Consider the following 26,307-nt stretch of genomic DNA (forward strand, 5'->3'; position numbering starts at 1 on the left):
GGGGATGGCGGCGGTGCAGATCGCGCGTCATCTGGGTGCGGAGGTGTTCGCGACCGCGAGTCCGGCCAAGCATGCGGTGCTGGAGGAGATGGGCATCGATGGTGGGCATCGGGCGTCGTCGCGTGATGTGGGGTTCGAGCAGCGGTTCCGGGAGGCGACCGGTGGGCGTGGTGTGGATGTGGTGTTGAACGCGCTGGCCGGGGAGTTCACTGACGCGTCCCTGCGCCTGCTGGCCGAGGGTGGCCGGTTCGTGGAGATGGGCAAGACCGACGTCCGGGAGGACCCGGGCGTCTGGTACCGGGCGTTCGACGTGGTGGCGGACGCGGGCCCGGATCAGGTCGGAGTGATGCTCGGGCGCTTGGGCGAGCTGTTCGCCGAGGGCGTGCTCGAACCGCCGCCGACCCGGACGTGGCCGCTCGGACGGGCACGCCAGGCGATGCGCATGATGAGCCAGGGGCTCCACGTCGGCAAGGTGGTCCTGGACGTCCCGGCGGCGTTCGACCCCGACGGCACCGTGCTGATCACCGGTGGGACCGGCGCGCTGGGAGAGGCGGTCGCCGAGCATGTGGTCGGCGCTTGGGGTGCCCGGCACATCGTGCTGGTCAGCCGCCGCGGTGCCGATGCGCCTGGGGTGCGGGAGCTGGTGGACCGGCTCGAAGCCGAGGTGCGGGTCGTGGCGGCCGATGTGGGCGACCCCGCCGCGGTGGCGCGGGTGGTCGCCGGGATCGATCCGGCGCATCCCCTGACGGGGGTGATCCACGCGGCCGGGACGGTCGACGACGGCCTGATCGGTGATCTGACGCCGGATCGGCTGGCGGGTGTGTGGTCTGCCAAGGTGGATGGTCTGGTGAATCTGGATGCCGCGACCGCTGGTGCGCGGCTGGGCTTTTTCGTGGTGTTCTCCTCGGCGGCGGCGACGCTGGGCAGTCCCGGGCAGGCCAACTACGCGGCGGCCAACGCCTACTGCGACGCGTTCATGGCCCGCCGCCGCGCCGCCGGGCTGCCCGGACTGTCGATCGGCTGGGGACTGTGGGAACAGACCAGCGCCATGACCGGCCACCTCACCGACACCGACCTCGCCCGCATCCGGCGGGGCGGGCTGCGCCCGCTGGCGACCGGGCACGCGCTGGCGCTGCTGGACGAGGCGATGCGGGACGGACGCGCCCACCTGGCCGCCTTCGACCTGGATTCCGCCGCGCCGCCGGACGCCGTGCCGGCCGTCCTGCGCGACCTCGCCGCCGGGCCGGTGCGCAGGCGGACCGCGGCGAGCGCCCAGGCGCGTCCCGGAGACCTGGAGGCGGAGCTCGGTGCCCTGCCCCCCGCCGAGCGGGAGCGCGCCGTCCTCGCGCTCGTCCGCACCCATGCCGCCGCGACGCTCGGCCACCCCGACGCCGCCGCGGTGCACCCCGAGACCACGTTCAAGGACCTCGGCTTCGACTCCCTCACCGCGGTCGAGCTGCGCAACCGGCTCGCCGCGGCCACCGGCCTGCGCCTGCCCCCGGCGCTGGTGTTCGACTATCCGGATCCCGCCGCGCTGGCCGGATACCTGCACGGGCGGCTGTGCCCGGACGCCGCGGCGGCGCCCGCCCCGGCCGCCCTCGACGCCGCGCTCGGCGAGCTGGCGAGGCTGGAAGGCGTGCTCGCGGCCCTCCCCGCCGACGTCCTGGACTCCGGGGCGGTCACGGCGCGGCTGGAGGCGCTGCTCGGAACCTGGAAGGCAGGCCGCGGCCGCGCCAACGGCGGCAGCGCCGCCGAACGCCTGGACGAGGCGTCCCCCGACCAGGTGCTGGAGTTCATCGACAACGAGCTCGGGCTGTCCTGACCGGGGCGGGCCCGGAACGCACCTGGTCCGGCAGGCACCTGGTCCCGAACGCACCTGATCCCCGCCATCACCACTCGATGGCGGGGATCGGGTGCGCGTGGGCCGCGCCGGCGCCCGCGTCGTCGCCGGGCCGCCCCGGCTCTCAGCGGGCGCCGCGCAGCACCGGGGACCGCGGTTCCAGGTTCGCGATCGCCAGCTCCTCGGCGCTCAGCGGCGGACCGGCGAGCTCGGGAAGCCGCTCGGCCCGCTGGATCAGCGTGAAGAAGCGGCTGGTGCCGAGCTCGGACTGGGGAGCGCTCATGCTCAGCACGTCGGTGACCACGTCGGACACCTCGCGGGACAGCATCGATCCGCTGGCGACGAGGTCGACGAACTGGTGCACCGCCGACGATCCCAGGTTGAGCCGCGGATCGCTGGAGTGGTTGCGGCAGCCGACGTACTCCAGATCCTTGGACGCCGCCATGAGCCACGGGTCGTCCACGGTCTCGCCGATCGCCCGCTGCAGGTCGTGCGCCGCGCCGGGGCCGAGGCCGCCGCCGAGCCGCCGGTCCAGCACGGCCGCGGCACGGGCGGCGGCGCTCATCCCGTGACCGTGGATCGGGTTGAACGCCGCGAGCGAGTCGCCGAGGACGAGCAGGCCGTCCGGCCACCGGTCGAGCCGCTCGGGATAGAGCCGCCGGTTCGCCCCGATGCGCGACACGAAGACCGGGGTGATCGGCTCGACCGGAGCGATGAGCTGGGCGACGAGCGGATCGCGGAGCGACCGCGCGTAGGGGAGGAAGTCCTCCTCGGTGGTGGGCAGGTCCCCGCCGCGCGTGCAGGAGAGGGTCACCATCCAGCGGCCGCCCTCCTGGGGGAAGACCACCCCGAAGCGGCCCGGCCTGCGCTCCCGGTGGTCGGCGGCGACGTTGACGGCGGGGAAGCCGGCGGTCGCGCCGGGAGGCGCCACGAACTGCCTGGTGGAGTAGGCGATGCCCGCGTCGACGATGTCCACCTCGACGGGCGGGAGGCCGAGTGCCGACAGCCACTTGCGCAGCCCGGAGCCGCGTCCGGTGGCGTCGATCACCAGGTCCGCTTCGAGCACCTCCCGCGCGCCGTCGTCGAGGCCGTGCACCTCCACGCCGGACACCCGGGTGCCGTCGCCGGTCAGGGTGACGGCCTCGGTCCGCTGGCGCAGGGTGATCCGGTCGCTGGCCAGGACCTGCTCGCGGACCGTCCAGTCGAGCAGCGGCCTGCCGCACATGATGACGTACTGCCTCGGCGGGAAGCGGTGCTGCCAGCCGTGCGACGTCAGCGTCACCACGTCCTCGTGGAAACCGATCTTGCGTGCGCCGGCGGCCAGCACCCGGTCGATCGTGCCGGGCAGCAGGCTCTCGACGATGCGGGCGCCGCCCGACCACAGCACGTGGACGTGGCGGGCCTGGGGGAGGCCCTTGCGCTGCGCGGGACCGCCGGGGAGGACGTCGCGGTCCACCACGGTGACGGACTCCAGGTGACGGGCCAGCACGTGCGCGGCCAGCATCCCCGCCCAGCTCCCGCCGAGCACGATCCCATGACGAGGTTCGGTCACGCTGACGTCCCTTCGCTGAGGTGACATGGCATGCCCGCGAGCGAGGCGACGCGGTGTCCGACCATGGTCGCCGGGACCGCTTAAGCGGGACTTGGGCCGGCCGCGCGCGTTCTGTTTTGTCCTGCCAAAGCGCCGCCCGGGGTAATAGGGGTGCCTTCGGAACGTCCACTCGCGCGGCCCCTATCGCGGCCCGCGGGCGACGCCGCCCACCGGTCGGCGGACGAGCCGCCGAGCCCATGCCGAGGCTCGGGATCCCTGGTGGGAACGCTTTCGTGAAGCACTTCCGTCCGGTCACCGAAAGTGACCGCGCGCTGGTCGCGCGGCGGAAATCCGCACTCCAAAGATGATCTTGAAAGGTGTGGAAATCCCATGTCCGGGCCGCGCAAGTGGGTAGGGGGTCACGGCGATTCTACGGGTTGCTCGCGTTCGAGCGGCGACGGGGATAGGGGTTTTTATACGGGTACCAGTCCAGCCTGGTTCCCCGCATTATCGACAATGTGCCGGGGCCGGCGGCAACTGCTCCCTCTTTCACCCGTTGCCGCGCGGCGCAGTGGGCCGAGCCTGGGAAGGGGGGAAGCGACCGGACGTGATGTGGGCCTGATGCCGTTCGCGTCGGCAGAGCGTTTCCCCGGCGGATCGCCTGGAGGCCGGATCGCGGGCCCTCGCACGTCGCCCGACGGGATCCGCGGTACCGAAGTGACGGCGGTGGCGCGGTGCCGGCCCCATGGTGCTGAGCCCGATCCGGAGGAGAAGTGCATCGTGCGGTATGAAGTCCTCGGGCCCTTGCGGGTCGTCGACGGCGACGAGAGCTCCACCATCAGTGCGCGCAAGATAGAGACGGTGCTGGCCGTGCTGCTCATCCGCTGCGACCAGGTCGTGGCGCTCGACCGGCTCATCGACGAGATCTGGGACGACGCGCCGCCGCGGCGGGCGGTGGCGGGGCTGCACGTCTACATCTCGCAGGTCCGCAAGTTCCTCAGCAGGCCGGGACGGGAGGACAACCCCATCGTGACGCAGGCGCCCGGCTACCTGCTGCGCAGGGGCGACGCCGAGATCGACTTCCCCCTCTTCCTCGACGCGGCCGAGCGCGGACGGGCCCTGATGCGGGACCGGCGCTTCGAGGAGGCGGTCGCCTGCCTGGAGGCGGCGCTCGGTCTCTGGCGGGGCCCCGTGCTCGGCGACCTGCGCAGCGGGCCGATCATCGAGGGGTTCGTGACCTGGCTGACCGAGGCCCGGCTGGAGTCCCTGGAACTGCTGATCGAGGGCTGCCTGCGGCTCGGCCGGCACCGGGAGGTGATCGGCCGGCTGCACTCGCTGGTCGCGGAGAACCCGTTGCGCGAGACCTACTACCGCCAGCTCATGCTGGCCTTGTACCGGTCCGAGCGGCGGGCCGACGCGCTGCGGGTCTACCAGGCCGCGCGCACGATGCTCAGGGAGGAGCTCGGGCTGGAACCCTGCCGCGCGCTGCGCGACCTCCAGCAGGCGATCCTGACCGCCGACCAGCGGCTCGACCTCCGTGCCGCCTCGTGACGCCGCGGTGCCGGGCGGGTGCCGGGCACCGGGCCGCGGCCGCGGCGCCGCGCCCCCGGTTTGTGTCGAAATAGTTTCGGCTATCGTCCTAATTGCCTCTTCGTTATCATTCGGTTATGCGCTCGGCGGCGGCCTGCCGCCGGGTGCCGGCTGTCCGGTCCCATGAAACTTCCGCCGGTACCGCGTCTGAATAACGGGTTAAAGCGAAGTCGACGGGGAACGGTCGGCGCGCTCGACGTTCGGTGTACGTTTTGATCTTGCTGGTCGTGGTGTCGATCATGTATGGTCAGAAAGCGGTGGAAAGAATACCGGCTGCCCGTGCGCCCGCGTCGGCGTTCGGTAGTTTCCCGCCGTGCGCTCTTATCCGGCCCTCCTCGCCGAGCACGGTTCCGGCCTTCTCCGCGTCCGCATCGAAGCCCTACCGGCGGCCCGCCTTCCGGGTCCGGGCCGAACCATTCCCCCGGCACTACAACGAGACCGGTCGCGTCAGTCACGGACAAATCAGCGGCTTCACAGTGGCCCGCGAGGATGTAATTATCTATTGCTATCGCCGGTGCGGCGGTGTGTGTTCATGATCGCGTTCCCTCGCGGGGAGGTCCGTGCGATCTGTGGGGAGTTTCCTGTGCTGTTGATCGAGAGGAACGATGAACTGGCGGCTCTCCAGGGCCTGCTCGGAATTTCCCGGCAGGCCGGATACAAGGGCGCGGTGATCAGCGGCGGAATCGGCACCGGCAAGACCGCCCTGCTGCGCGCCTTCACGGACCGGGCGCTGGACTCGGGCGTGCTCGTGCTCTGCGCCGTCGCCTCCCGCGTCGAGCGGAACGTTCCGTTCGGCGTCCTGGAGCAGCTCTTCCGCAGCCCCGACCTGCCGGCCGCCGTGTCCGAGCGCGCCATGCGCTGGCTGGAGAGCGGCGGCTGGAACGCCCCGGGCCTCGACGGGGCGGCCGCCGCGCCGGTCGCCGACCAGGTCCCCACCCTCGTCCTGCGCGGCATCTGGCAGATCCTGCACGAGCTCGCCGACCACCGGCCCGTCCTGATCAGCGTGGACGAGGTGCACTACGCCGACGAGCTCTCCCTCCAGTGCCTGCTGTACCTGATCCGCCGGCTCCGGTCGGCGAGACTGCACGTCGTCTTCACCGAGAGCTCCCAGCTGAACGGAATGAACGCGACGCTGCACGGCGAATTCAACGATGAGGAATTCTTTCACCGGATCCGGCTGGAGCCGTTGACGAAGGCGGGCGTGGCCGAGATGCTCGCCGTCCACCTCGACGAGGACGCGGTGGACGACCTCGCCCCCACGTTCCACGAGGTGAGCGCCGGCTATCCGATACTCGTCCAGGCCCTCATCGAGGACTTCCGCGCCGGTTCACCGTCCCTTCCCGGAGAGATCGCGGCGGGCGAGGAGTTCCGCCGCGCGGTGCTGCGCTTCCTCCACCGGTTCGAGCCGCCGGTCATCGAAGTGGCACGTGCCATCGCGGTCCTGGACAGGCCCGCGCCGGGAGCGCTGCTCGGCCGGCTCCTCGGCATGGACGTGGAGTCGACCGTCCAGGCGGTGAACCTGCTGACGGCGGCGGAGGTCCTGGTGAACGGCTGCCTCAGGCACCCCGCGCTGCGGGCCGCGGTCCTGGGCGGCACACCGGCGACCGCCCGCCGCGCCACCCACGGCCGCATCGCCGAACTGCTGCACAACGAGGGCGTGGCCGCCCCGGAGGTGGCCTCCCACATCGTGGCCGCCGAACGCGTCGACGCGCCGTGGGTCCTCCCGATCCTCCGGGAGGCGGCGGACTACCTGCTGGCGCGCGACGAGGTGGACGAGGGCGTCAGCTACCTGCGGGCCGCCTACCGGATGAGCGACGGGCGGCAGCGCCAGGAGATCGCGTCCAGGCTGGTCAACGCCGAATGGCGGGTCGATCCGGGAACCGTCCTGCGCCGCCTGGACGAGCTCAGCGGGTACGTGCCGGACGACGGGGACGACCTCGCCTCGACGACCTACCTGCTCTGGCACGGGCGCCTGACCGAGGCCCTGGACATCATCGACGGGCACACCGGACGCGAAGAGGCCGAAGGCCTCACCGAGCTCGCCACCGCGGGGCTGTGGGGCGCCTACCTCTACCCCGGGCGGTTCAAGGACGCGCCCATCGAGTGGTGCACCGTCCCCGGCACCGGGCGCCGGCCCTCCGGCGCGGGGCCCGCCGCGCCGGGGCTGTCCCCGGAACTGTACGGCGCCGACCTGCTCATGGCCGAGCTGGCACGCGGCGACCAGCCGACGGCCCTGAACTGCGCCGAGAGCATCCTGGAGGGATGCCGTCTCAACGCCCGCACGCTCGCCCCGCTCACCGCGGCGCTGGCCGTCCTGATCTACAACGACAGGCTGGACGAGGCGTCCGCGTGGAGCGACTCCCTGCTGGCCGAGGCCGCCGACCGGCAGAGCCCGACCTGGCACGCGCTGTTCGCCGCGGAACGGGCGCTGGTCCAGGTCCGGCAGGGCCACCTGGCCGGCGCCGAGAGCCTCGCCGGGATCGCCCTCCAGCTGATCTCCCCGGAGAGCTGGGGCGTCGCCGTGGGGCTGCCGCTGTCCTCGCTCGTCCTGGCGAGGGTGGCGATGGGGAACCTGGCCGGGGCGGCGCAGGTCCTCGACCACCCGCTGCCCGAGGCGATGTTCCAGTCCCGCATGGGGGCGCACTACCTCTACGCGCGCGGCCGGTTCCACCTGGCGACCGAGCGCTACTGCGCGGCGCTCCACGACTTCCACGCCTGCGGCAGGCTCATGAGCGACTGGGGCATCGACCAGCCGGCCGTCGAGCCGTGGCGCAGCGGCGCGATCGAGGCGTACCTGAGACTGGGCGAGGCCGAGGAGGTCAGGCGGCTGGCCGAGGAGCAGCTCCGGCTCGTCCGGCCGGACCATCGCCGGGCCCTGGGGCTGACCCTGCGCTCCCGCGCCGCGACCTGCAGGCTGGAGGAGCGCTCGATGCTCCTCGACAAGGCCGCCAAGCTGCTCCAGGAATGCGGCGACCGGCTCGGGCTGGCGCAGACGCTGACCGACCAGAGCCGCGTCGCGGAATTAGCCGGTGAGCCCGAACGGGCACGGGACCTGGCCCGCGAGGCCCGCGCGCTGGTCCCCGGCGACCGGCCCGCGGTCCTCGACCACCCCCGCGGCGACGACGCCGGCCACGGCGCCTCCCCGGCCACGGCCACCCTGCCGCACAACCACCTGATCACCGAGCTCAGCCGCGCCGAGCGCCGGGTCGCCGCGCTCGCCGCCGCCGGGTACACCAACCGCGAGATCTCCGAGAAGCTCTACATCACGGTGAGCACGGTCGAACAGCACCTGACCAGGGTCTACCGCAAACTCAACGTCAAACGCATCGAGCTGCAGACCGTCCCCCTCGAATACTGACCCCCTTTCCGGCGGTGCCCGTGCCACCGGCGGCGCTTCAGGTGGAGTCGCGGACGATGAGCTCGACGGGGAAGATCACCGGTGTCGTGTCGTCCGCCCCGTCCAGGACCATCCGGACGATGGTCCTGGCGACCTCGGCGATCGGCTGGCGGACGGTGGTCAGCGGCGGGTCGGTGAAGCGGGCGGCGTCGATGTCGTCGAAGCCGACGACGGCGACGTCGTCGGGAACGCGGCGGCCCGCCCTGCGCAGGGCGTACAGGGCGCCGGTCGCCATCAGGTCGCTCGCGGCGAACACCGCGTCGAGGCCGGGATCGTCCTCAAGGAGCTGGGCCATCGCGGCCGCCCCCGACTCACGGGTGAAGTCGCCGATGGCGGCCAGCGACCGGCGGCCGGTACCGGAGAGGATCTCGCGGTAGCCGGCGAGCCGGTCCAGCCCCGCGGACATGTCGGGCGGTCCGCTGATGGTGGCGATGCGCCGCCGCCCCCTGTCCAGGAGGTGCTGCACGGCCGCCCGCGCGCCCCCGACGTTGTCGGCGTCGCAGTACGGGGGCCTGGCCGTGGACACCGGGCGGCCGTGCGACACCACGGGCACGCCCGTCCGCAGGAGGGCCGCGGGCAGGGGGTCCGCCCCGTGCAGGGACAGCAGGATGACGCCGTCCACGTGGCCGCCCGCGACGTACCGCTCGACCCTGGCCTGCCCGTCCGGAGAGGACGGCATCATCAGCACGGCCTGTCTGTCGGCCGTCTCCAGCTCCAGGCACACCGTGCGGATGACCTGGGAGAAGAAGGGATCGTCGGAGAAGACGCGCGCGGGCGGCTCGGAGACCACCAGCCCGATCGATCCCGTGCGCTGCGTGACGAGACTGCGCGCCGCCGGGTTCGGGACGTAGCCGAGTTCCTTCACCGCGCGCAGTACGGCCGTGCGGATGTCGGGGTTCACGGTGTCCGACCCGTTGACCACGCGCGACACCGTGGCGCGGGAGACCCCCGCCCTGGCCGCCACGGCCTCCAGCGTAGGACGCTTCATGCCGATGTTCCCCCGGGTCCGTCGCGGGTGATGCCGTCGTCGACTCGTCCAGAAGCGACCATACGAGACGGCGGTGGGATCTGCCGCATCGCTGCGCTGAACCGAGTATCAGAGAGCGCTCTCACAGAGAGCTCATCTACCTGGTATGAGCGTTGGAAAAACGATCCTTCAAGAGACTCGGTGAAGGGGCGGAAAAGGTATAACGCCTGCTCCGAGGTGCTTCCTGCTTCTGCTGCTGCGAGAGAGCGCTCTCTCAACCTTGACGGGTCTGGGTGGACGGGTGACATTGGCTCCAACCAGAGGGCAGGCACCCCGCGCCTGCTCCACCCAACTCTGGGAGGTCCCCCCGCCATGACCTCATCGAGACGTCCGCGACTCTGGCGTAGATGCGTGCTCGCCGTGGCCACCGCCGTGCTCCCGGCGGCGGTCGCGGCCGCCGCGCTGTCACCGGGAGCCGGCGCGTCCGTCCCACCGCCTCCGGACGGCTGGAGCCTGGTCTGGAGCGACGACTTCAACGGCTCGGCCGGTGCGCTCCCCTCGTCCGCGAACTGGATCATCGACACCGGCCACGCCTATCCGGGCGGTCCCGGCAACTGGGGCACCGGGGAGATCCAGCGGTACACCGCCGACCCCGCCAACGTCAGCCTGGACGGCGCCGGCAACCTGCGGATCACTCCGCTCAGGTCCTCCTCGGGAGAATGGACGTCGGCCCGCATCGAGACCCAGCGCACCGACTTCAAGCCCGCCGACGGCCGCGTCCTGCGCATCGAGGGACGCATCCAGATGCCCAACGTCACCGGCAACCAGGCCCTCGGCTACTGGCCGGCGTTCTGGGCGCTCGGCTCCCCGTACCGGGGCAACTACCAGAACTGGCCGGCGATCGGCGAGTTCGACATCATGGAGAACGTCAACGGGATCAACTCGGTCTGGGGCGTCCTGCACTGCGGCACCAATCCCGGTGGGGCGTGCAACGAGACCAGCGGTCTCGGCGCCAGCCGCGCGTGCCCCGGATCGTCCTGCCAGTCGGCGATGCACACCTACCGCTTCGAGTGGGACCGCAGCGTCAGCCCCAACCAGCTGCGCTGGTACGTGGACGGCCAGCAGTTCCACAGCATCGCCCAGAACCAGCTCGACGCCACCACGTGGGCGAACATGACCGGGCACAACGGCTACTTCCTGCTGCTCAACCTCGCCATGGGCGGCGCGTTCCCCAACGGTGTCGCCGGGCAGGGCACGCCCACCGCGGACACCGTCCCGGGACGGCCCCTGGTCGTCGACTACGTCGCGGTCTGGCAGAGCGGCGGTTCCAGCACGCCGCCGCCGAGCGGCTCCGTCGATGCCCGCTCGACCATCCAGGCGGAGAGCCGCCAGGCCGAGTCGGGCACGCAGCTTGAGACCACGACCGATTCCGGAGGCGGCCAGGACGTCGGCTACATCGGCAACGGCGACTGGCTGCGCTACGACGGCATCGACTTCGGCGGCACCCCGGCGACGCAGTTCAAGGCCAGGGTCGCCTCGGGCGCGGCGTCCGGGATCAGCGGCCTGGTGCAGGTCCGGCTGGACAGCCCGACGGGCCAGGTCCTGGGCAGCATGTCGGTCGGCAACACCGGCGGCTGGCAGAGCTGGCAGACGGTGCCCGCGAACATCTCGGGCGTGACCGGCACCCATACCGTCTACATCACCTTCAGCAGCGGCCAGCCGGCCGACTTCGTCAACCTCAACTGGTTCACCTTCTCCAGCTGAGGACCACCAGCGACCGCCGTCGAGCCGCCGGGGGCTCGACGACGCTCCATGGCCCCAGCCGAGCAGCGGTCGTCGCGCCGACACCGCCGCCTTCGTCCGTGACGGACACGACCGCGACCGGGGCGCACGCGCCCGTTGGCTCAGAAGCCGATGTCGGCAGGACGGTACGTGGGTGGACGGCGGACCCGGCTGGCCTGCTCGTAGGCGTAGGCGAGCCGGAGGAGGGTCGGTTCGCTCCAGGCCGTGCCCATGAAGGTCAGGCCGACCGGCAGGCCGAACGCGAAGCCCGCCGGGACGCTGATCGCGGGGTATCCGGCGAGTGCGGCGGGCGTGGACGCGCCGCCGCCGTAGGTGTCCCCGCGGATGAGGTCGATCTTGGCCGGCGGGCCGGTGGTCGGCATCACCAGCGCGTCCAGGCGGTGCCGCCGCAGGACGGCGTCGATGCCCTCGGCCCGTGACAACCGGTGGTTGGCGGCGAGGGCGTCGCGGTACTCCCGCTCGCCGTAGTCCAGGTCGCGCACGGCCTCCAGCCCGTCCTGCCGCACGTAGCGGAGCTCGCGGTCGGCGTGCGCGCGGTTGAAGGCGATCAGTCCGGCCAGGTCGCGGGGGTGGTCGCCGGGCGCGGCGGCCAGGTAGGCGTTCAGCGCGCGCTTGACCTCGTACGCCTGGACGACCACCGAGCTCGGCAGGTCCTCCAGCCGTTCGGCGGTCGGGATGTCGGCCGGGTCGACGATGGTCGCGCCCGCCTTGCGGAGCGTGGCGATCGCCTGCTCGGCGATCTCGTCGGCGTGGTGGTCGTAGCCGAAGTAGACCGTCCGCGGCACGCCGATGCGCGCTCCGCGCAACCCGTCCGGATCCAGGAAGCGGGTGTAGTCCCGGTGGAAGTGGCCGCGGCCTGCCTCGGTCGCGGGATCGCGGTCGTCGACGCCGGCGAGCACGCCGAGCATGGTCGCGGCATCGCGGACCGTGCGGGCGATAGGGCCGACGCTGTCCTGGCTCGGCACGCCGGGGATGACGCCGCCGCGCCCGACCAGGCCGACGGTCGGTTTCACCCCGACGACGCAGTTCGCCGAGGACGGATCGATGATCGAGCCGTTGGTCTCGGTGCCGATCGCGGCGACGCACAGGCCGGCCGCGGCGGCCGCGGCGCTGCCGGAACTGGACTCGTTCGGCGACCGGTCCAGCTTGTAGGGGTTGCGGGTCTGCCCGCCCCGGGCGCTCCATCCGGCATGGTGGGTGAGCGACATCCCGCCGGCCCACTCGCTCAGGTTCGTCTTGCCGAGAATGATCGCGCCCGCCGCGCGCAGCCGCGCGGCGACCGTGGCGTCCCTGGCCGGCCTCAGCCCCTCCAGAGCGAGCGACCCGGCCGTCGTGCGCATCCGATCCGCGGTCTCCACCAGGTCTTTCAGCAGGACGGGCATGCCGTGCAGCGGCAGCCGGGGACGCCCTCCGGCGTCCAGGCGGCGGGCCTCCTCCAGCGCGTCGGGATTGACCTCGATCACCGCTTTGACCAGCGGATCGATGCGCTTGATCCGGTCGAGGAAATGGCGGGTCAGCCGTTCGGCGTTCAGCTGCCCCCCGTCCATCAGCCGCCGGAGCTCGGCGATACCGAGCTCCTCCCAGCCACCGGCCGCCGCGCCGGTGCGGGCCTTGCCCAGCCACGGCGCGGCCGCCGCCGCCGTCCCGAGCGCGAGCACGCTGCGGCGCGTCGCGGTGAACCGGCCCGCTCGTAATCTCTCAGTCATGCTCCGGGACGCTATAGACGCGGCGGGCGCATTTCGCTACGGCAGCCCCCTCGGCCACAGTGGCACTAGCATCCCCGCGAAACCGGGGGACAGCCGGAGTGCACCCACGCGCGGTCAGCCGGCACCCGATCCGATCGCGGACGACCGCCCATGTCGATCAGCGAGATGACCCCTGCGGGACGTCTGCCGCTCCAGCCGGTACTGGGGTGGAAGCGCGGTAGGCGGCGGTGAAGACGCGGGCAGCGGTGTCGGCATAGTGGTCGAGTTCGGCTGGCGTGAAATGGACGTCCTCACCGCAGAGCATGACCTTGTTCACCGGGATCGAGACGACGAGCCAGGTGAAATGGCTGGCCGCGAGGACGGGTTCGTCGATCCGGAGCAGTCCTCGCTCGGTCAGCTGCTCGAAGGATGATGCCAGCGCGGCGTGCACGCGCTCGGGTCCGGCCTCGAAGTAGGCGCGGCCGAGCTGGGGAAAGCGGCCGGCTTCGGCGATGACCAGGCGGCGCACACGCAGCTGTGAGGGTCGCGTGATGGCGTGGACGAACCTGCGCGCGACCGCCCTCAGCGTGCTTTCGACGTCATCGGTCACCGCCAGCTCCCCGATGGCGTCCCTGAAGAGCTCGTCGATGCCGCCCAGGCGGTCGAGGACGATCTGCTCGAACAGGTTCTCCTTGCGCCCGAAGTGCTTGTAGATCGTCTGCTTCGACGCTCCGGCCGCGGAAGCGATCTCGTCGGTCTTCGCGCCGACGTAGCCGTCGCGCAGGAACACCTCCATCGCCGCGTCCATGATCCGGCGCCGTGTCCGCGCGGCGAGACCCTCCCCGGCGCCCGGCTGCGGAGCTTCGGCCTTCGGCATCGTCGCTTCTCCTGTTTCCGCCTCGACGATCGTTGACATCCCTCGAGAGTGTACCGTACGGTACGGTACCCAGGAACAGTACAGTACGGTACGGTTCATCCCCCCGACATCAGGGAGCATCTGATGCGCAAGATCATCGCTAGCCTGTTCGTCTCGCTGGACGGTGTGGCGGAGGCCCCCGAGACCTGGCACTCCCCGTACTTCAACGACGAGATGGGCGACGCCGTCGGCGGGGCCATGGCCGGCTGCGACGCGATGCTGCTGGGCCGCGTCCAGTACGAGCAGTTCGCCGCGTACTGGCCCACCAGCGAGGACGAGTTCGCCGGCTTCATGAACGACCAGAAGAAGTACGTGGTCACCACCACGCTGACCGAGGCCGCCTGGAACAACACCGAGATCATCGGCAGTGACGTGCCCGGCGGCCTCCGCGCGCTCAAGGCGTCCGAGGGCAAGGACATCGCCGTCACCGGCAGCCTCACCCTCGTGAGGTCACTGCTGGAGACGGGGCTGCTGGACCGGCTCCAGCTGTTCGTCCACCCCATCATCGTCGGCAAGGGCGCACGCTGGTTCGACGGCCTCGACACCATCAAGCTGGAGCTGGCCGCGTCCGAGACCTTCACGACCGGCGTGGTCAACCAGATCTACGTCCCGGCCGGCTGACACGAACCGCCCACGGGGCGGTCAGAGCCGGCCGGCGTCGCGGGAGATGCGGATGGCGTCGATGCGGTTGCGGGCGCCGACCTCGCCTATCGCGCTGGACAGGTAGTCGCGCACGGTGGCCTGCGACAGCGACAGCTCGGCGGCGATCTGGGTCACCGGGACGCCGGTCGCGGCGACGCGCAGGACCTCGGTCTCGCGGGCGGTGAGGGGGCTGCTGCCGGTTTCGAGGGCGGCGGCGACGAGGTCGGGGTCGATGACGCGTTCGCCGCGGGCGATGCGGCGGATGCCGTCGGTGAGGGTCTCGGCGGGGGCGTCCTTGACGATGAAGCCCCGGACGTGGACCTTCAGCGCCCGCAGGAGGTTGCCGGGCTGGCTGAGGCCGGTCAGCACGAGGGTGCGGCAGCCCGGCAGCCTCTGGCCGACAGGCGGGTCTGGACGCCCGCGGCGCCGAGCAGGGCGGTCGCCCCGTCGATCTCGGTGCTCAGCGACACGGCGTGCTCGTCGCGGGTGACGGCGCGGGTGCCGCGCAGCGCCTCCCGGGCCACCTCGGTCAGGCTCTCGATCTCGGCGCGGACGGCGGCGGGGTCCTTGGCGAGCAGCCGCAGCGCCAGATCGCCCTCGAGGGAGATCGCCGGCAGGCTCTGGCCGAGCAGGTCGTGCAGGTCGCGGGAGAGCCGCACGCGCTCCTGCCCGACGGCGCTGGCGGCCAGCTCGGTCCTCGTGGCGTACAGCTCGTTGACCAGCCGTACCAGCCGCGTCCCGCCGATCAGCACGCCCGCGTACAGGACGGGCATGGCGATGTTGTAGACGCCGATGGCGATGACGAGCGTGGTCGTGGATCCGGCCACGGACAGCGCGCCCAGCACGCCGACCAGCTCGCTGATGAGCAGTTGCGCGCCTGCCAGGTCCCACCTGGCCCAGCCGTGCGGCAACATCGCCGAGGCGATGACGAACATGCCCAGCGCCTCCCAGTCCTGCCCCAACCACGGCAGCGGGGCATCGGCCAGAAGGACGAGCGCGGTGAGGGTCCAAGGCCATCCCGCGGGACGCTCTCCGCGGGCGGCATGCAGCCTGTGCCGCAGTTGCAGGGCCCCGACGGCGGCCGCCATCGGAACGGTGAGGAGTGGGCTGTGCCGTGTGCCCTCGCTCAGACCGACGGTCGTGTAGAACGGCGCCTGGGCGGTCCACAGCACGATGAGCGCGACGAGGGGCCAGTGGTGGCGCCGCATCACCCACGCCAGCGGGATCATCGGGCTCACGCGGCCACCTCGATCGTCTCGGACGAGTCGTCGGTGCGCAGTCAAGCTGGACCCGGCCGCCGCGGAAGCAGACCGTGATCACGCACGCGCGGGCCGTGCGGTCGCGCAGCAGAGAGGGTGGCCCTGGCGTCCTCGGACAGCCTGGTCATCTCAGCCGCGAGACGGTCTCGGTCCCCCCGCGCGAGCAGGTCGCGGCTCCGCTCTCCCCGTGCTGCGATCTCCGCCAGCGCGGCACCGAGCGTGGCGCGCAGGTCGTCGTCGATCCGGCGGCGCTCCTGCGCGACCGCCTGCTGCGCCAGTGCCTCGCGGGCCGCTTGCAGGCGGGCGAGCGCCGCCGCCAGCCAGACCAGCAGGAGCAAGGCCGTACTGGCGCACACCAGGCCCGGCCGGCGGTCGGTCGCCGCGTCCCACGGGCCGCGTGCCACAGGTGACGCAGGTGAAGCGGCAGATACGCCGCGGTCGCGGCCAGGCTCCACAGCGCGGCCCGGGTGCCGCCCGGATAGCCGAAGGCGAGGGCCACCTGCACCGTGGGGAACAACGCGCTGCAGGTGACCGCGCCGCCCGGCGCCAGCCGGACGACGCGGTCGAGGTTCCAGCGCTGCCCAGCCCCGTCCACCACCCGGCCTCCCGTCGCGGACGACCAGGGTAGAGGCTGCGGCGGTCCGGCGACGTCCGCCGGCGGCCACAGCCGGGCCGGCACGAGCAGCGAGTTCATCAGGCGACGGACGCCTCGTACCGCAGCACGGCACTGTCGGAGCCGTCGAGCCTGGGGACCTCCGCGAGGCTCAACCGGCCCGACGCGCCGGTGAAGATGGGCGTGCCCGTGCCCAGCGCCGCCGGGCCTACGACCAGGTGCAGCTCGTCAACCAGGCCTGCCTGAAGGAGCGCGTTCCACGTGATCCGGCTGCCGAAGGTCACAAGGTCGCCTTCAGCCTGCTGCTTGAGCTCCTTGACCCGGGACTCCGCGTCCTCGCGTCCGATGACCGTGGTCTGCTCCGACCAAGGCGCGATGTCGTCGCCGGTGAGCGAATCGGAGATCACGTTCACCTTGATCCGCCCGTAGATCGCGCCGAACTCCCGGTTCGCCGCCGAGGCCTCGGGGTTGTCGGCCTGGGCGGGCCAGAACCCCATGAACGTCCGGTACGAGTTCGCGCCGAGCAGGAGGGTCTCGGCCGCCCGCAGACGCTCCAGGTTGTACGCGTCGAACGCGGCGTCCATCTCCAGCACGAGCGGGTTGCCGTCGCTGTCGGCGTAGTAGCCGTCGACGGACATGATGTTGCAGACGACCAGCTTGCCCATGGGGTGCCGTCGAGCCATCAATTGAGGGGGCGGCTGACACGAAGCGGTGTTCTGCCGGTCCGAGGTGCAGGTGGGCGGCCTGCGGGCGGTGCGCGCAGCCTAAACAAGTGTGCACTCACAGGTAAGACGCCGTGGGCCTCAGCCTGCACTCTGGGGGATGCCACATGCCAAGTGGAATCCGTCCGCAGTGAATCGGAAGGGACGAGGGGACGATGAAAATGGTGAAGAGGTTGGGCGCGGTCGCGCTGGCGGCCATGCTGGTGACGAGTCAGGCAGCTCCCGCGTCGGCGGACGATGACCCTTTCAACCTCGTCAAGAACACGGGAGGAGTCGCCATCGGTGCCCTGGCGTCCTTCAACCTGCCTCACAAGAACGGGACCTACGACGACCTGATCCCGTCCGGCCAGTTCTCGGGTTATCGGTTCACCGTGGCGGTCTACATCGGGCCCGGATACTGCCTGAGGGAACGCTATTATATTCGCGGCGAGCTCGGTCCGGTAAGGATCATCCAAGGACCACGGGAGTGGGCCCTCTACAACGGTCAGAGCTACGAGATCCGGGCACTCCCGCAGGGTGACCCTCTCTGTAGGTGACCGGCATCTTCGGCCGTCCGACTTCATCGGAAGTGTCGACGGCCTTTCCGGCTCGCACGGGGGTTCTCGGCGACCATCACGATCAGCCATACTGCTGACTCGGCTCCGGCGCTGGCTTTGCCGTGGTCGCCGGCACCAGCGGGATCGAGGCCCATGAGCACCGGACTCGCCCCGCGAAGGCCCTCGTGTGCACTCGGAAGGATCGGAACGTGGGTAAAGCTGTCTTATACATGTCCATGTCGGTGGACGGGTTCATCGCCGGCCCGAACGTAGCGCCTGGCAACGGGCTCGGTGATGGGGGACAGCGGCTGCATGCGTGGTTCCTGCCGGACGGCGGCGCCGAGCACAGGACGGGCAGCCGCCTGGCGGGCGCGAACCGCGAAATCGTGGACGAGGCGATGGCGACCGGGGCCGTCGTCGTCGGCCGACGGACGTTCGAGCTCGCCGAGGGCTGGGGCGGCGACCACCACGATGGCGTGCCGATCTTCGTTCTGAGCCGACATCAACCCGATCTCGAATCGCAATGGCCCGGGGTCACATATGTCAGCGACGTCGCCGCCGCGGTGAACATGGCCAAAGACGCGGCCGGCGACAAGGACGTACTCGTTCACGGAGCCCGCACCGCCCGGCTGGCTCTCGCCGCGGGCGTTCTCGACGAGCTGCAGATTCACCTGGTCGCCGTCCTTCTCGGACAGGGTGAACCGCTCTTCGACACCATGCCACCCGACCATGTGGAGCTTGAACTGCTCCGGGCTGCCGACGCTCCGGGCGTGACGCACCTGCGGTACCGCGTGAGAACGGCGGGCTGAAGCGATGGCGATCATCCGTCTGTACATGACGATGTCCCTGGACGGCTACGTCACCGGGCCGCGGGACAGCCCGGAGAACCCGATGGGCGTCGGCGGGTTCCGTCTCTTCAACTGGCTCGACCGGCGCAATGATCCGGGGCCGAGCGGCCAGGTGTACGCCGAGGCGCTGGCCACCCGCGCCCTCATCTCCGGCCGCCGTACCTACGAGCACGCCAACGGCTGGCAGGGCGACCACCACGACGGTGTCCCGATCTTCGTCCTGACCCACGACGTTCCGGACGATCCGCCGCCGGGCAGCGTCCGCTATGTCACCGACGTGCATGAATGCGCCACGCGGGCCCGCGCGGCAGCCGGGGACGGCGACGTGATGGTGCACGGTGCCGGGGCGGCCCAGGCGCTGCTGCGAGCCGGGCAGCTCGACGAGCTGGAACTGCACGTGGTGCCCGTCCTGCTCGGGCAGGGACGGAAGCTGTTCGACGGCCTGCCCGCGGAGCACATCGACCTCGAACTGGTCCGCCGGTTGACCACTCCGGAGGCCGAGGATGCCGCGCACCACGTGACACACCTGCGCTACCGCATCCGCCGTCCATGACTTCCGGTGGTGATCCCGAGGCGAAGCGCGGCCGTACCTGGTGGGAGTCACCGAGTGGGCGCTACCGGTGCCGCTGTGGATCCGCGCATCTCAGCGGACACCCTTCTTCGGCCGATGCAGTGAAGCACCAAGCGGTGTCGTGGTGTGCACGACGACGTTCGCGTCCCGGTGGCTGGTGATCAAGCCGGCGTCGCGCAGGACGGCGACGTGGTAGCTCACGGTGGCGGGTGAGATGGCGAGCATGCGCGCCAGCTCGCCGGTCGATCTGCCTGCCCGCGCGGCGGCGAGGATCGCGGCGCGGTTGGCGCCGAGCAACGGTGCCAGGTCCGCGGCGGCATCGCCCCTCTCGGACCTCATTCCGGCGTGTTGGATCGGATAGACCAGAACCGGCGGGAGCTCCGGGTCCGCTAGGCCGATGGGAGTTCCGCGGCAGAAGAACGACGGGATCAGCGTGAGGCCTCGTCCGTCCAGTCGCAGATTCCTGTCGCGTGGATAATCGACTTCCAGGACGGGCCATTGCCAGCGCATCAAGGGCGCGAGTCCCCGCAGCAGACGCTCGGTGCCGCCGTTGAGTAGCGCTTGGCCGCGGATGGCGCGTTCGGCGTCGAAAACCAGGTGGATGCGGTGCCAGTGAGGGCGCAACGCGACGGCGTGATACGTGCGCAGGGCCTGGCCCAGCATGAGCAGGGTCTCGTGCCGTCCCTCGCCGAGGTCTCGCGTCCAGGACGGCAGTGGCTTCAGCGCGGCCAGCGTTCCTAACTCCTCCCGTAATCGTCGGCGCGATGTGCACATCACTGCTTCGATGCCGGCTTCGAGCCCCATCGATGCGTCGAAGGGAGTAAGAAAGTCGGGCACGTAGGGGGCGATCGGCGCGAGGGGGACCAGGTATTCGAGAACCTCGTTCAGCCGTTCGGCGGGGGCGCCAAGAATCTGGCCGCGCCACTCCTTGACCGGACCAGAGCACTGTCGTCCCTGGAGGGCGTGCAGGCTGAGAAGGGTCTCCCAGAGTGGGTCTGGCGCGTGCGCCACCCTTAGGCGCATCAGGTCATCCCGCGTGAAGTGGATTCGCAGCATGATGACGTCTCCTCAGGTCATCGGAGCTGTCCTGTCTCGGAGCGAACCACCGATCGCGAATTGGGAGGCCGCTGTCGACAGCTCTCGTCAGAGTGTGGTCCACGTCCGGCCACCAATCATCTGCGATCGGAACTCGCCCATGGCCCCGGGCGTCGACTATTACTTTGCCGCCGATCCGGCCGGGCCGCCCACATGATGTCCATGGTGACGTGACGCCCGCAGCGAGTGTCGCTGGTCCGCCTGTGGTCCGCTCGCTGGGCGATGTCACCGAGCGGCTGTACCGGGACAGCGGCATCTCGCCTAATGGCGTTGTGATGGCGCTCTAGGATCAGCGGATGCGTGGGCTCCTTGCGGGTGTTCTCGGTGTCGCCGCGGTAGCGCTGACGATGGGCGGCTGCTCGGCGGTGGGTGAGCGGACGTCGGGTGCGCCGTCCTCGTCGAGCGCGTCGGCACTTGAGCGGCTGGAACGGGCGTTGGTCATGCCGCGAGCCACCGGTAAGCCCGACCCGGTCCGGTACGGCGTCGCCTCCGGGCCGTTCAACGATGTCATCGACCAGTTCCTCACCGGGCAGCGGAAGCCGGACGTCTGTCTGTGGAGTCGGACCGCGTCCGGTCAGTTCGAGGCGGTGACGACCGGGCCGGTCACCACCCCGGCGGCGCTCGGCGTGTGGACCGACTCGGCCCGGTCGGTGCTGGTCAGCGAGACCATCGTCGCGGTGCCCGACGCCACCGCGAGCAAGCTGATCGCCCAATCGATCGCGCCGCGATGCCGCGACCGCTCGCTTCGGCTGGACGGACGGGCCGCCCGGCTGCGGATGGAGAGCGACAACGTCCGCACCACCGACGGCAGGACCGAACGACTGACCGACTACCTGCTGACCACCCATGCCGGGACGCAGCCGCAGCAGCAGGTCCTCATCAGGGTGAAAGGCCACGTGGTGTTCCTGGCGCTGTCGCCCGGCGGGAGGTTGCCGGGGCCCGACACCTACGCCGCCCTGGTCACCGAAGCCGGAACACGGGCGATGACCGTACTCGGACGCCCCTGACCGTTTCGCTGTGGCCAACCACCAGGTCAGCGCCGGGAGCGTTCTCCGATCAGCCGAGGACGGCCGGCTTGAGGACGTCCTCGCACCATGTGCGGAAAGTGGTGGGCGTCGTGGACTGCGGGGTGCGCGGCTCTGCGTTGTCGAGGCCGTTGTTCTTGGCTACCGCCATGTCGGCCAGGCCTTGGGTGTACGCCTCGGACACGCCGCGCTCCAGCATGGACGCCTTGAAGGCGTCGATCGACACCCACTGGTAGCGGACCGGCCGTCCGAGCACCTCGGACATGATCCGCGCCATGTCGTTCTGGGACAGGTCCTCCGGGCCGAGGAGCGGCACGTCGCCGCGGCCCGTCCACGACGGGTCGAGCAGCAGCTTCGCCGCGGCGTCGGCGATGTCGCGGACGGCGCAGGTCGGCATCTTGCGGTCGCCGGAGATCGGCGAGAAGAACACCCCTTGGTTCTTGATGCTCTCCACCTGCGTGAGCATGTTGTCCATGAAGGTGGGCAGCGTCAGCGCCCGGTAGTGCACGCCGGTGTCGGCGATGAGGTCGTCCATCGCCAGCGTCGCCGTCACGTGGCCGGCGTTGGGCAGCACCCCGCGTCCCAGGGCGGAGACGCCGACGACCCGCTGGACGCCCTCGCGGACGAACGCTTCGCAGGCCGGACGGGCGAAGCCGGAGTAGACGTCGTCGAGGCTTGCGGCCCGGTGGTCGGGCGGTGCGAGCCAGAAGACGGTGTCGGCACCCGCGAACGCCTTGGTCACGACGTCGAGGTCGCCGTGCGAACCCTCGACCACCTCGGCGCGGTCGCGGACCTCGGCGGGAAGCCGGGCGGCGTCGCGCACGATCACGCGGACCGGCGCGCCGGCGTCCAGGACGGTGCCGAGCAGCCGCCGGCCGATTCGGCCGGTGGGCGTGGTGATGACGATCATCGAGAGAACTCCAGAGGAAGTGCGGGATTCGCTCGGCGCCGGGAGCGGCGCCGATGCCGCCAGTCAAGCCGCCGTCGTTGCGGGGCTGAAGGATCGATCCGGTCCGCGTTGATACCCTGACGGTATGAATGGCCTGGAGTCGCGGCAGCTCAGGTACTTCGTGGCCGTCGCCGAGGAGCTGAACTTCGGACGGGCCGCCGAGCGCCTGGGCATGGCGCAGCCGCCGCTGTCCCGGGCGATCCGCGAGCTGGAACGCGGTCTGGGCGTGCGGCTGTTCGAGCGCACCACCCGCCAGGTCAGGCTCACCCCGGCGGGGGAGGTGCTGCTCCGCGACGCGCGGACCGCGCTGGAGGCGATCAGCGCCGCCGCCCGGCGGGCCTCGCATGCCGGACGGCCCGCGCCGCAGCTGAGGCTCGCGCTCAAGGCCGACTTCGACGCCGGGCTGCTGCCGCGGTTCCTCGCGGCGTACCGGCGCGAGGCCGAGGCGATCCCGGTGGAACTGGTCCTCGGCGGCCGGGGCGACCAGGAGGCGGCGCTGCGCGACGGGCGCGCGGACGTCGCGATCGTCCCCGAGCTGGCCGACACTCGCGGTCTGGACGTCGAGCCCCTGCTGACAGAGCCCCGGCTGGCCGCGCTGGCAGCCTCGGATCCGCTGGCCGCCCGGTCCTCCCTGTCGCTGGCGGACTTCGCCGGCCGGATGCTGCCCGACGGAAGGCTCGCGGATCCGAGCGCGCCCGGCGCGGACGGCGGCGGTATGCCGAGCTCGACCGCCGCACACGGACCGTTCGCCGGGAGCCGGCAGCCGGTCCGGGACCTCGCCGAACTGTTCAGCCTGGTCGAGTTGAGCGATGTGGTCTGGTTCGTGCCGGTGTCGATCGCCCGGCGGCACGCGCGTCCCGGCATCGCCTACCGGACCGTCCGCGACCTGCCGCCGGCGGAGTTCTCCATCGCCTGGCCGCAGGACTGCCGCTCACCGGCCGTCGCCGCCTTCATCCGCGCCGCCGCGGCCGTGGCCGCCGCCGCGCAACCCGCGATCACCGCGCAACCGCTGGAGATCGCGCGGTCGGTCGACACCGCCCAGTCGGTCTTCTAGCTCCGGAGTCGGACGTGCCGGTCAACGCGGTGCCGCGCCCGGCGCGGGCGGTCGGACGAGCCGCCGCCCTTCCGGCTACCTGACCTGCGCGGCGACGCGTTGGATGGCCTGGACGGCGATCGCGGGCTGGTCGACGTAGATGTAGTGCTGGCTCCTCGCGGCGGTGCTCAGCTTGCTGCGGCTGGAGATCGCGAGCCATTCGTGCTGGCCCGCCGACCAGTCCCGCTCCAGGCGCGGCCCGTACACGGGCACCACCGCCAGGTACTTCTTCCCGTGCTGGATCACCTCCACCAAGATGTCTCCGGCGGAGCGGACCTCACCATCGGTGATGGTGAGCTTTTTAGGGTTGTTCCCCGCGTCGACCGCCAGGTCTGCGCGTGCAGTTGGGCCGCGGGACGCGGTCAGGATCTTCTGCGAGTCGGCGATGCTCTGCGGACCCTTCGGCTTGTCGCTCTTGCCCTCACCGAGCCGGTCGTAGACGCAGACCCAGTTCTTCTCGCTCAGTGTCTTCTGGAGAGCGGTCATCTTGTCCATTCCGTCGCCCAGACCGTGCCGGAGTCGTCCTTGCAGCCCGCCCCCGTCACCGCGCAGCAAACGGCGACCACGGCGGTCTTCCTGAGCATGCGAAACACGATGTATCGCGCCCGTCCGTAATGGCGCGGACACGGGGAGAACGCTATGGATTCGGCTGGCCGGGCATCATCCCCGTACGGTGGACATCCACAGGTAGCTCGGACGGGGACCACCACCACGGCGACGCCCACGACCGCGGCTCATGACGGAGACGGCGTTATCGGTCCGGTGGCCGCTGGCCATGTCGGTGCGAATGCGGGAGCAACGTAGGGGAGTCGATGAGGTCGCAGATCTTGGCTTTCCGGCGACAGGGGAAAGTGTGATTCGCCCGGGCGGCGGTGGCCGACCGGAATCGGTAGGCCGGAGTGCCGGGCTCGGTGGGCGGTCCCGTGGGTACCTGCTGGACAACGCGCGTGCCGAGGCGGGCGAGCGGTTCGTCTGGCTGGCCGAGTTGTTCGACGGTGTGACGCGCGGGCACGTCGAGCGGCTGGGGGTCGGGGCCGGTTCGCGCTGCTGGGAGGTGGGCGCCGGCGGCCCCGGGATTCCGGAGGCGCTCGCGGCGGCCGTCGGGCCGAGCGGGTACGTGCTGGCCACCGACATCGATCCCTCGTGGTTGAGGGCGGGCGAGGGGTATGAGGTGCGCCGGCACGACGTCGCGGCTGATCCGCCGCCGGAGCAGGGGACGTTCGACCTGGTGCACGCCCGGCTCGTGCTGGTCCACGTGCCGGACCGGGCCCGGGCGCTGGCGACGATGGTCGCGGCGCTGCGGCCGGGCGGCCGGCTGCTGGTCGAGGACGCCGATACCGCGTTGCAGCCGCTGGCGTGCCTGGACGAGTCCGGCCCGGCGCAGCGGCGGGCCAACCGGCTGCGTAACGCGGTCCGGGAGCTGCTGGCGCGCCGCGGCGCGGACCTGCGCTACGGCCGGACGCTGCCGCGAGCGCTGCGCGAGGCTGGTTTGGTCGATGTCGCCGCGGCGGGCTTCTTCCCGGTCGGCGGGACGGCCTGCGACCGGCTGGAGGCGGCGACGATCCAGCATGTGCGCGGGGAGTTGCTCGCGGCCGGCCTGGCCGACGAGGCCGAGATCGACGCGCACTTGGCCGCCGTCCGCGCGGGCGAGCTCGATCTGACGCTCGCGCCGCTGATCTCGGCCTGGGGACGCCGTCCGGCCGAGTAGCCGCCGGCGATCGCCTAGGTCTCGATGCCGATGTAGACGTTCTTGGTCTGGAGGAATTCGTATAGGCCCTCTTTGCCGCCTTCGCGTCCGTATCCGCTCTGCTTGTATCCGCCGAACGGGGCGCCGGGCGGCTGGCCGGAGACGCCGTTGACGAGGACGGTGCCGGACTGGAGGAGCGGCGTGAGCCGGTGTATCCGCGAGACGTCTCGGGTCTGGAGGTAGGTGCCGAGGCCGTAGGGCGTGGAGTTGGCGAGTTCGACCGCTTCCTCTTCGCTGCCGAAGGGCGTGATCGACAGGACCGGGCCGAAGATCTCCTGCTGGGCGGCGTCGCTCCGCGGGTCGACGTCCGCCAGGACCGTCGGCTCGATGAAGTAGCCGTCTCGGATCTCGGGGACGAGGGCCGACCGTTCGACGCCGCGGCCTCCGGCAACGATCCGGCTGTCCTCACCGGCGCGCTCCATCAGGCCGAGGATGCGGTCGCGGGCGGCTCGGTCGACGACGGGGCCGACGATCGTGCGCCGGTCGAAGGGGTCGCCCACGTGCAGTCCGGCGATGCCCTGGCCGGTCGCCTCCACCACCTGGTCGTAGACGTCGCGGTGGACGAGCATCCGGGTGGCGAGGTTGCAGCCCTGACCGGCCAGGGTGGTGCAGGAGCCGATCGTCAGCGCGATGGCCTGGCGGAGGTCGGCGTCGGGGAAGACGATGTTGGCCGCCTTGCCGCCCAGTTCCAGGACGACGGGCTTCAGGGTGTGCCGGGCGGCGTCCAGGATCTTCTTGGCGGTCGGGATGCCGCCGGTGAAGGAGATCTTGGCGACGTCCGGGTGGCGGACGAGCCTGTCGCCCGCTTCCGGGCCGCCGGGCAGGAGGTGCAGGACGCCGGGCGGCAGGCGCGCCGCAAGGGCGATCTCGGCGAACCGGGCGACGGTGTAGGGGGACTGCTCGGGGGTCTTGACGACCACGCAGTTGCCCGCGGCCAGCGCGGGTGCGATCTTCATGCCGACCGACACGATCGGCCCGTTCCAGGTCAGGACGATGCCGACGACGCCGTACGGTTCCGGGACGGTGTAGTCGAAGCCCCGTCCCATCGCCGGGCTGGGGGGAATCGTGGCCCCTTCGAGCTTGTCCGCCCAGCCGGCGTAGTAGCCGAACCATCCCGCGCAGAGGTTCGCCAGGGCCGCCGACAGGACGGTGGGGGTGCCGAGTTCGAGGGTGGTGAGCCGGCCGAGTTCGGGCACGTGGGCCTCGATCAGCTCCTCCATGCGCTGGAGGATGCGTCGGCGCCTGTCCGGTGACATTTCCCGCCACTGGGGGAACGCCTTCCTGGCCGCGGCGACGGCAGCGTCCACCTCGGATGGGCCGCTCAGTAGGACGGTGCCGTTCGCGCGGGCCGTCGAGGGGTTGATGTGGTCCATCGTGCCTGCGGACGTGCGGTCGAGCCATGCGCCGTCGATGAGCGGTCCGGTGGTGCCCAGATCGTGGGAAAGGGGAGACGTGGTCATGTGAGATACCGCCATTCC

General features: G+C 71.3%; 23 protein-coding genes. 11 read left to right on the forward strand and 12 right to left on the reverse strand.

Annotated features, from left to right (window positions below):
- The coding region (locus tag E1300_RS09230) for an SDR family NAD(P)-dependent oxidoreductase (RefSeq protein WP_131756467.1) at nucleotides 1-1,822 on the forward strand (1,822 nt) is incomplete at its 5' end.
- Nucleotides 1,823-1,964: 142 nt separating this feature from the next.
- Here E1300_RS09230 and E1300_RS09235 read toward each other — a convergent pair.
- Nucleotides 1,965-3,392 carry an NAD(P)/FAD-dependent oxidoreductase gene (locus E1300_RS09235; protein ID WP_131756468.1) on the reverse strand — a complete coding sequence of 476 codons (1,428 nt, stop codon included), beginning with the start codon at nucleotides 3,390-3,392 and terminating at the stop codon, nucleotides 1,965-1,967.
- 759 nt (nucleotides 3,393-4,151) lie between these two features.
- On the opposite strand from E1300_RS09235, the gene E1300_RS09240 reads away from it, so the two are divergent.
- A complete protein-coding gene (locus E1300_RS09240; RefSeq protein ID WP_131756469.1) occupies nucleotides 4,152-4,922 on the forward strand; it encodes an AfsR/SARP family transcriptional regulator in 771 nt (256 codons plus the stop codon).
- A gap of 622 nt (nucleotides 4,923-5,544) precedes the next feature.
- Nucleotides 5,545-8,319: a helix-turn-helix transcriptional regulator gene (locus tag E1300_RS09245; RefSeq protein WP_165502756.1), complete on the forward strand. Its 2,775-nt coding sequence runs from the start codon at nucleotides 5,545-5,547 to the stop codon at nucleotides 8,317-8,319.
- Between the two features lie 37 nt (nucleotides 8,320-8,356).
- On the opposite strand, the gene E1300_RS09250 is transcribed toward E1300_RS09245, so the two are convergent.
- Nucleotides 8,357-9,346: a LacI family DNA-binding transcriptional regulator gene (locus tag E1300_RS09250; RefSeq protein WP_131756471.1), complete on the reverse strand. Its 990-nt coding sequence runs from the start codon at nucleotides 9,344-9,346 to the stop codon at nucleotides 8,357-8,359.
- A gap of 390 nt (nucleotides 9,347-9,736) precedes the next feature.
- Here E1300_RS09250 and E1300_RS09255 point away from each other — a divergent pair, with 390 nt between their 5' ends.
- On the forward strand, nucleotides 9,737-11,089 hold the full coding sequence (locus E1300_RS09255) for a glycoside hydrolase family 16 protein (protein WP_242619031.1): 1,353 nt from the start codon (nucleotides 9,737-9,739) through the stop codon (nucleotides 11,087-11,089).
- A 140-nt stretch (nucleotides 11,090-11,229) separates the two neighbouring features.
- On the opposite strand, the gene E1300_RS09260 is transcribed toward E1300_RS09255, so the two are convergent.
- Together E1300_RS09260 and E1300_RS09265 are read right to left on the reverse strand one after the other, a co-directional pair.
- Entirely contained in the window at nucleotides 11,230-12,834 is a 1,605-nt protein-coding gene (locus tag E1300_RS09260; protein WP_131756473.1) for an amidase, read from the reverse strand.
- Nucleotides 12,835-12,991: 157 nt separating this feature from the next.
- Nucleotides 12,992-13,621, reverse strand: coding sequence for a TetR/AcrR family transcriptional regulator (locus tag E1300_RS09265; RefSeq protein WP_242619032.1), 630 nt, complete (start codon nucleotides 13,619-13,621; stop codon nucleotides 12,992-12,994).
- A gap of 192 nt (nucleotides 13,622-13,813) precedes the next feature.
- Between E1300_RS09265 and E1300_RS09270 the strand changes: the two genes are divergently transcribed.
- Nucleotides 13,814-14,350: a dihydrofolate reductase family protein gene (locus E1300_RS09270; RefSeq protein ID WP_131756474.1), complete on the forward strand. Its 537-nt coding sequence runs from the start codon at nucleotides 13,814-13,816 to the stop codon at nucleotides 14,348-14,350.
- A 21-nt stretch (nucleotides 14,351-14,371) separates the two neighbouring features.
- On the opposite strand, the gene E1300_RS51390 is transcribed toward E1300_RS09270, so the two are convergent.
- From E1300_RS51390 to E1300_RS09285, 4 genes are all read right to left on the reverse strand, one after another.
- Complete coding sequence (locus E1300_RS51390) at nucleotides 14,372-14,740, reverse strand: response regulator transcription factor (protein WP_207399575.1); 369 nt, start codon at nucleotides 14,738-14,740, stop codon at nucleotides 14,372-14,374.
- Nucleotides 14,734-15,600, reverse strand: a complete 867-nt coding sequence (locus E1300_RS51395; RefSeq protein ID WP_242619036.1) for a sensor histidine kinase — start codon at nucleotides 15,598-15,600, stop codon at nucleotides 14,734-14,736. Before E1300_RS51395 ends, E1300_RS51390 begins: the two co-directional genes overlap by 7 nt.
- 50 nt (nucleotides 15,601-15,650) lie before the next feature.
- Nucleotides 15,651-15,968: a hypothetical protein gene (locus E1300_RS09280; RefSeq protein ID WP_131756475.1), complete on the reverse strand. Its 318-nt coding sequence runs from the start codon at nucleotides 15,966-15,968 to the stop codon at nucleotides 15,651-15,653.
- 355 nt (nucleotides 15,969-16,323) lie between these two features.
- On the reverse strand, nucleotides 16,324-16,926 hold the full coding sequence (locus tag E1300_RS09285; RefSeq protein ID WP_131756476.1) for a dihydrofolate reductase family protein: 603 nt from the start codon (nucleotides 16,924-16,926) through the stop codon (nucleotides 16,324-16,326).
- 194 nt (nucleotides 16,927-17,120) lie between these two features.
- On the opposite strand from E1300_RS09285, the gene E1300_RS09290 reads away from it, so the two are divergent.
- The 3 genes from E1300_RS09290 to E1300_RS09300 all read left to right on the forward strand — a co-directional run bounded on the left by E1300_RS09290 (nucleotide 17,121) and on the right by E1300_RS09300 (nucleotide 18,902).
- Nucleotides 17,121-17,501, forward strand: coding sequence for a hypothetical protein (locus E1300_RS09290; protein ID WP_131756477.1), 381 nt, complete (start codon nucleotides 17,121-17,123; stop codon nucleotides 17,499-17,501).
- A 209-nt stretch (nucleotides 17,502-17,710) separates the two neighbouring features.
- A complete protein-coding gene (locus E1300_RS09295; RefSeq protein ID WP_131756478.1) occupies nucleotides 17,711-18,310 on the forward strand; it encodes a dihydrofolate reductase family protein in 600 nt (199 codons plus the stop codon).
- A 4-nt stretch (nucleotides 18,311-18,314) separates the two neighbouring features.
- Entirely contained in the window at nucleotides 18,315-18,902 is a 588-nt protein-coding gene (locus tag E1300_RS09300; RefSeq protein WP_131756479.1) for a dihydrofolate reductase family protein, read from the forward strand.
- Nucleotides 18,903-18,992: 90 nt separating this feature from the next.
- Here the strand turns inward: E1300_RS09300 and E1300_RS09305 are convergent, their stop codons facing one another.
- Entirely contained in the window at nucleotides 18,993-19,976 is a 984-nt protein-coding gene (locus tag E1300_RS09305) for an ArsR/SmtB family transcription factor (RefSeq protein WP_131756480.1), read from the reverse strand.
- A 335-nt stretch (nucleotides 19,977-20,311) separates the two neighbouring features.
- Between E1300_RS09305 and E1300_RS09310 the strand changes: the two genes are divergently transcribed.
- Nucleotides 20,312-21,022 carry a hypothetical protein gene (locus E1300_RS09310; RefSeq protein WP_131756481.1) on the forward strand — a complete coding sequence of 237 codons (711 nt, stop codon included), beginning with the start codon at nucleotides 20,312-20,314 and terminating at the stop codon, nucleotides 21,020-21,022.
- 49 nt (nucleotides 21,023-21,071) lie between these two features.
- On the opposite strand, the gene E1300_RS09315 is transcribed toward E1300_RS09310, so the two are convergent.
- Nucleotides 21,072-21,950, reverse strand: a complete 879-nt coding sequence (locus E1300_RS09315; protein ID WP_131756482.1) for an NmrA family NAD(P)-binding protein — start codon at nucleotides 21,948-21,950, stop codon at nucleotides 21,072-21,074.
- Between the two features lie 124 nt (nucleotides 21,951-22,074).
- Here E1300_RS09315 and E1300_RS09320 point away from each other — a divergent pair, with 124 nt between their 5' ends.
- The gene (locus E1300_RS09320) at nucleotides 22,075-23,043 is read left to right on the forward strand and encodes a LysR family transcriptional regulator (RefSeq protein ID WP_131756483.1); all 969 of its coding nucleotides are present in this window, start codon (nucleotides 22,075-22,077) and stop codon (nucleotides 23,041-23,043) included.
- Nucleotides 23,044-23,118: 75 nt separating this feature from the next.
- Here E1300_RS09320 and E1300_RS09325 read toward each other — a convergent pair whose 3' ends face one another.
- Complete coding sequence (locus tag E1300_RS09325; protein WP_131756484.1) at nucleotides 23,119-23,568, reverse strand: hypothetical protein; 450 nt, start codon at nucleotides 23,566-23,568, stop codon at nucleotides 23,119-23,121.
- A 367-nt stretch (nucleotides 23,569-23,935) separates the two neighbouring features.
- On the opposite strand from E1300_RS09325, the gene E1300_RS09330 reads away from it, so the two are divergent.
- Nucleotides 23,936-24,790 carry a methyltransferase domain-containing protein gene (locus E1300_RS09330; RefSeq protein WP_207399577.1) on the forward strand — a complete coding sequence of 285 codons (855 nt, stop codon included), beginning with the start codon at nucleotides 23,936-23,938 and terminating at the stop codon, nucleotides 24,788-24,790.
- Between the two features lie 14 nt (nucleotides 24,791-24,804).
- On the opposite strand, the gene E1300_RS09335 is transcribed toward E1300_RS09330, so the two are convergent.
- Complete coding sequence (locus E1300_RS09335; protein ID WP_131756485.1) at nucleotides 24,805-26,289, reverse strand: aldehyde dehydrogenase family protein; 1,485 nt, start codon at nucleotides 26,287-26,289, stop codon at nucleotides 24,805-24,807.
- Nucleotides 26,290-26,307: the final 18 nt, after the last annotated feature.

The sequence above is a fragment of the Actinomadura fibrosa genome (assembly GCF_900659615.1).
In the GTDB taxonomy this organism is placed as follows: Bacteria; Actinomycetota; Actinomycetes; order Streptosporangiales; family Streptosporangiaceae; genus Spirillospora; species Spirillospora fibrosa.

Bases quoted from the DNA above. Each gene is read 5' to 3' on its own strand.
- E1300_RS09260 (WP_131756473.1), bottom strand. From the start codon at position 12,834: ATGACTGAGAGATTACGAGCGGGCCGGTTCACCGCGACGCGCCGCAGC.
- E1300_RS09300 (WP_131756479.1), top strand. From the start codon at position 18,315: ATGGCGATCATCCGTCTGTACATGACGATGTCCCTGGACGGCTACGTC.
- E1300_RS09320 (WP_131756483.1), top strand. From the start codon at position 22,075: ATGAATGGCCTGGAGTCGCGGCAGCTCAGGTACTTCGTGGCCGTCGCC.
- E1300_RS09335 (WP_131756485.1), bottom strand. From the start codon at position 26,289: ATGACCACGTCTCCCCTTTCCCACGATCTGGGCACCACCGGACCGCTC.
- E1300_RS09310 (WP_131756481.1), top strand. From the start codon at position 20,312: ATGCGTGGGCTCCTTGCGGGTGTTCTCGGTGTCGCCGCGGTAGCGCTG.
- E1300_RS09265 (WP_242619032.1), bottom strand. From the start codon at position 13,621: ATGGACGCGGCGATGGAGGTGTTCCTGCGCGACGGCTACGTCGGCGCG.
- E1300_RS09325 (WP_131756484.1), bottom strand. From the start codon at position 23,568: ATGACCGCTCTCCAGAAGACACTGAGCGAGAAGAACTGGGTCTGCGTC.
- E1300_RS51395 (WP_242619036.1), bottom strand. From the start codon at position 15,600: ATGATCCCGCTGGCGTGGGTGATGCGGCGCCACCACTGGCCCCTCGTC.
- E1300_RS09290 (WP_131756477.1), top strand. From the start codon at position 17,121: ATGAAAATGGTGAAGAGGTTGGGCGCGGTCGCGCTGGCGGCCATGCTG.
- E1300_RS09305 (WP_131756480.1), bottom strand. From the start codon at position 19,976: ATGCTGCGAATCCACTTCACGCGGGATGACCTGATGCGCCTAAGGGTG.
- E1300_RS09315 (WP_131756482.1), bottom strand. From the start codon at position 21,950: ATGATCGTCATCACCACGCCCACCGGCCGAATCGGCCGGCGGCTGCTC.
- E1300_RS09285 (WP_131756476.1), bottom strand. From the start codon at position 16,926: ATGGCTCGACGGCACCCCATGGGCAAGCTGGTCGTCTGCAACATCATG.
- E1300_RS09250 (WP_131756471.1), bottom strand. From the start codon at position 9,346: ATGAAGCGTCCTACGCTGGAGGCCGTGGCGGCCAGGGCGGGGGTCTCC.
- E1300_RS09270 (WP_131756474.1), top strand. From the start codon at position 13,814: ATGCGCAAGATCATCGCTAGCCTGTTCGTCTCGCTGGACGGTGTGGCG.